The 4,309-nt window shown below is 70.3% G+C and carries 4 protein-coding genes; 1 reads left to right on the top strand and 3 read right to left on the bottom strand.

Annotated elements, in window-relative coordinates:
• Positions 1–162 precede the first annotated feature (162 nt).
• Positions 163–1,482, bottom strand: a complete 1,320-nt coding sequence (locus tag GSF22_RS31340; RefSeq protein ID WP_208817525.1) for a D-arabinono-1,4-lactone oxidase — start codon at positions 1,480–1,482, stop codon at positions 163–165.
• 227 nt (positions 1,483–1,709) lie between these two features.
• Here GSF22_RS31340 and GSF22_RS31335 point away from each other — a divergent pair, with 227 nt between their 5' ends.
• Positions 1,710–2,279: a TetR/AcrR family transcriptional regulator gene (locus tag GSF22_RS31335; RefSeq protein ID WP_208817527.1), complete on the top strand. Its 570-nt coding sequence runs from the start codon at positions 1,710–1,712 to the stop codon at positions 2,277–2,279.
• A gap of 158 nt (positions 2,280–2,437) precedes the next feature.
• On the opposite strand, the gene GSF22_RS31330 is transcribed toward GSF22_RS31335, so the two are convergent.
• Positions 2,438–3,808: a cystathionine beta-synthase gene (locus GSF22_RS31330; RefSeq protein WP_208817526.1), complete on the bottom strand. Its 1,371-nt coding sequence runs from the start codon at positions 3,806–3,808 to the stop codon at positions 2,438–2,440.
• An 83-nt stretch (positions 3,809–3,891) separates the two neighbouring features.
• Positions 3,892–4,248, bottom strand: a complete 357-nt coding sequence (locus tag GSF22_RS31325; RefSeq protein WP_208817524.1) for a DUF1232 domain-containing protein — start codon at positions 4,246–4,248, stop codon at positions 3,892–3,894.
• Positions 4,249–4,309 lie beyond the last annotated feature (61 nt).

Genomic DNA, 4,309 nt, shown 5'->3' with positions numbered 1-4,309 from the left:
GCCGAGGGTGGCGGGCGGGGACGGGGTACGACGCCTCATGCCGGTCGAGTGTCGTCACCGCGAGCCGGCGCCGCTGCCCCGTGCCGGACACCTGTGGACAACCGGTGGATCTTGGTGGCGAACGGCCCCTGGAGGAGCCTTTTGCCACCAAGATCTCGACGGTCAGGCCCCGAGGACCCGGTCCAGGTACTCGTTGGCGAAGACCCGGTGCGGGTCGAGCCGGTCCCGGACGGCCAGGAAGTCGGCGAACCGGGGGTACACCGGCGCGAGCGACGCGGCGTCCCGCCAGTGCAGCTTCCCCCAGTGCGGCCGGCCACCCAACTCCCGGGTCACCTGCTCGAAGGCGGTGAAGTACGCCTGGTACGGCGCGCCGGCGAACTGGTGGATGGCGATGTACGCCGACTCGCGCCCGTGCGAGTGGGAGAGCCAGATGTCGTCGGCGGCGGTGAACCGTACCTCGACCGGGAAGAGGATCTTCTCGGGCAGCCCGTCGACGATCCGGCGTAGGGCGGTGAGCGCCTCGCCGAGGGCGGCCCGTGGCAGGGAGTACTCCATCTCGGTGAAGCGGACCCGGCGCGGGGTGCAGAAGACCGTGTGGGACGGGCCGGTGTAGGCGCGGGCGGTGAGCGCCCGCGCGGAGACCGCGCTGATCGTCGGGGCGAGGGCCGGTACCGCCCGGCCGAGCCGGCAGGCCCCGGCGAAGACGGTGTTCGACAGGAACTCGTCGTCCAGCCGGCGCCGCCAGCCCGGCAGCGGCCGGTCGTCGGCGGCGACCCGGTCGTTGGTCTTGACCTGCACCCGGTCGGTGTACGGGAACCAGTAGAACTCGACGTGGTCGTGTCCGCTGATCAGCTCGGGCAGCCCGGCGAGCACCGTGTCCAGCCGGGCCGGGCGCTCGTCGGCCCGGAGCACGAAGGCGTCCACGCAGCGCAGGGTGACGTCGACGATCACGCCGAGCGCGCCGAGCGACACCCGGGCGGCGGCGAGCAGGTCCGGATCCCGGTCGGCCGCGCAGACCAGTGTCTCGCCGGTACCGGTGACCAGGGTCAACGACTCGACGAAGGTGGCCAGGCCGCCGAGCGCCGCGCCGGTGCCGTGGGTACCGGTGGAGATCGCCCCGCTGATGGTCTGCGCGTCGATGTCACCGAGGTTGGGCAGGGCGAGTCCCTCGGCAGCGAGCAGTGCGTTGAGGGCGCGTAGGGTCATCCCGGCCGGTACGGTGACCAACCGCCGTTCCCGGTCGATCCGGATGTCACCGCCCAGCGCGTCCAGTTCCATCCGGCACTGGTCGGTCCGGGCGATGTCGGTGAAGGAGTGCCCGCTGCCCACCGGCCTGATCCGTTGCCCCTGCGCCACGGCGCCGCGTACCGCCTCGGCGACCTCCGTGACGTCGGTGGGGCGGTACACGGACCGGGCGGTGGCACGCTGGTTGCCGGCCCAGTTGGACCAGCCGGAACGGACAGCCGGCGCAGAACGGGGCATGGGCGCTCCTCGATAGCAACGTGAGTAGTCTTCATATCAGGAACGTTGTCCCTGGTAAACACCGCATCGACGGTTGGTTCGTTAAGCCGGGTAGCGTCGCGGTTCCGCGGCGTACAGATATGTTCATCCGTCGAAGGGGGTGGCGACGAGTGTCCACATCTACCGCCACGACCGGGCCGTTGCGCCGGGTACCGGTGCAGGGTCGAAGTGTCGCGCGGGTCCAACGCATGTTGGACGCCTGCGCCGAACTTGTCGACGAGGTGGGTTACGAGGGACTAACGACGACCCTGCTCGCCGAGCGCGCCGAGGTCGCGATCGGATCGGTCTACCAGTTCTTCCCCGACAAACGGGCCATCGTGCAGGCGCTGACGCTCCGCACGATGGAGGCCTACCTGCAACGACTCAACGAACGCTTCGCCCAGGACGACCTCACGCACTGGTGGGACGGTGTCGATGCGGGCATCGACGAGTACATCACCATGCACCGGACGGTGCCGGGGTTCCGTACCCTGCACTTCGGTGACGTCGTCGACCTGCACCTGCTCGCCGAGGACCGGGACAACAACGGGGTCATCGCCGAGCAGTTGGCCCGGGTGCTGGTCGACCGGTTCGGCATCGCCGACACGCCCCGGCTGCGCTTCACGCTGGAGATCGCGGTCGAGGCGGCCGACTCCCTGATCAAGTTGGCCTTCCGGCGCGTGCCGGACGGTGACGAGCAGGTGCTCGCCGAGGCCAAGGCGCTGATCCGGGAGTACCTGCACCGCCAGGTGGACACCAGTACCACCACCGCGGAGTGATGCCCTTCTCGCGTTGATCATGAAGTTGTTGTCACCCGCTCCGGCGTGTCGCGACAACAACTTCATGATCGACCGAGGGAAGGGGGCCACGCACGTCGCGCCGCGCGAGGGCGTGAGGGCGCAAGGGCGTGAGGGCGTGAGGTGTGGGGCGTGGCGGGTCAGCGGGTCCCGAGGTGGGTCAGCAGGTCCTGGCGGGTGAGCACCCCCTTCGGCTTGCCGTCGACCAGCACCAGCGCCGCGTCCGACTTCTCCAGCAGGGCGACCGCCTCACTCACCGGCTGACCACCACCGATCATCGGCAGCGGCGAGGTCATGTGCCGCTCGATCGTGTCGTGCAGGTTGGCCTGCCCGGTGAAGAGCGCGTCGAGCAGGTCCCGCTCGGCGATCGAACCGGCCACCTCACCGGTCACCACCGGCGGCTCGGCCTTGAGCACCGGGAGCTGCGAGACGCCGTACTCGCGCATGTAGTCGATGGCGTCCCGGACCGTCTCGGTCGGGTGCACGTGCACCAGCTCGGGGATGCCACCCGGCTTGCCGGCCAGCGCCTCGGCCACCGTCGCCTCGCAGCCGCCGGTGGTCAGGAAGCCGTACCGGGCCATCCACGAGTCGTTGAAGATCTTGGAGAGGTAGCCCCGGCCGCCGTCCGGCAGCAGCACCACGACCACGTCGTCCGGCTGGGCCTTGCGGGCCACCTCCAGCGCGGCGACCACCGCCATCCCGCAGGAGCCACCGACCAGCAGCCCCTCCTCGCGGGCCAGCCGCCGGGTCATCTCGAACGACGCCTTGTCGGAGACCTCCACGATCTCGTCGCAGATGTCCCGGTCGTAGGTCTGCGGCCAGAAGTCCTCGCCGACCCCCTCGACCAGGTACGGCCGGCCGGTGCCGCCGGAGTAGACCGAACCCTCCGGGTCTGCGCCGATCACCCGGACCGTGCCACCGGACGCCTCCTTGAGGTACCGGCCGATGCCCGACACGGTGCCGCCGGTGCCCACCCCCGCCACGAAGTGGGTGATCTGCCCACCGGTCTGCTCCCACAGCTCCGGGCCGGTGCTCTCGTAGTGGGAACGCGGGTTGGCCGGGTTGCTGTACTGGTCGGGCTTCCAGGCACCGGGGATCTCCCGGGTCAGCCGGTCCGAGACGTTGTAGTAGGAGCGGGGGTCCTCCGGGGCGACCGCGGTCGGGCAGACCACCACCTCGGCGCCGTACGCCCGCAGCACGTCCTGCTTGTCCTGGCTGACCTTGTCGGGGCAGACGAAGACACACTTGTAACCCTTGAGCTGGGCCACCAGCGCCAGGCCCACACCGGTGTTCCCGCTGGTCGGCTCGACGATCGTGCCGCCCGGCTGGAGCAGCCCGGCCCGTTCGGCGTCCTCCACCATGCGCAGGGCGATCCGGTCCTTCACCGAACCGCCCGGGTTGAGGTACTCGACCTTGGCGAGCACGGTCGCCGAGATCCCGTCGGTGACGTTACGGAGCCGTACCAGCGGGGTGTTGCCGATCAGCTCGACGACGTTGTCGTAGTAGCGCACCTCGATGTGCCCTTCCGGAAAGGCGCCGACGGCTGATGGCCGGGCGTTGGTTCTGCTGTGTGTACCGGCCAGCCTACGTGCCGTCAACCCACCACGTGGCCGGGGATCACCGACTCCCGGCGGGCCTCCCACTCCAGGAACCGTTCGGTTTCGGCGAGCACCGCACCGGCCAGCCAGGTCACCATGATCGCGTCGTCGGCGAGCCCGAACACGGTCAGGAACAGCTCCGGCATGAGATCGACCGGGGAGGCGATGTACGCGGTGGCCGCCGCCATCGCGGCCATCCGCAGCCCGCCGTCGTACTCGCCACGGAAGGTCGCACCGACCATGCGCGGCAGCGCCATCAGCCGGGCCCCGAGCGACGGGCCGCCCCGGGCACCCGCCGTCAACGCCCGGGCCAGCGCGGTGAAGGCCGCGGTCCGCTTCAGGTTCTTCGTCATCTGTACCCTCCTCGTGGCCACATGGTGCCGCCCGGGGGCAAGGGTCGGCGGGGAACCGACC

It is taken from the genome of Micromonospora echinofusca (assembly GCF_017614955.1).
GTDB lineage: Bacteria > Actinomycetota > Actinomycetes > Mycobacteriales > Micromonosporaceae > Micromonospora > Micromonospora echinofusca_A.
This window is presented reverse-complemented; position numbering and strand designations above follow the sequence as displayed.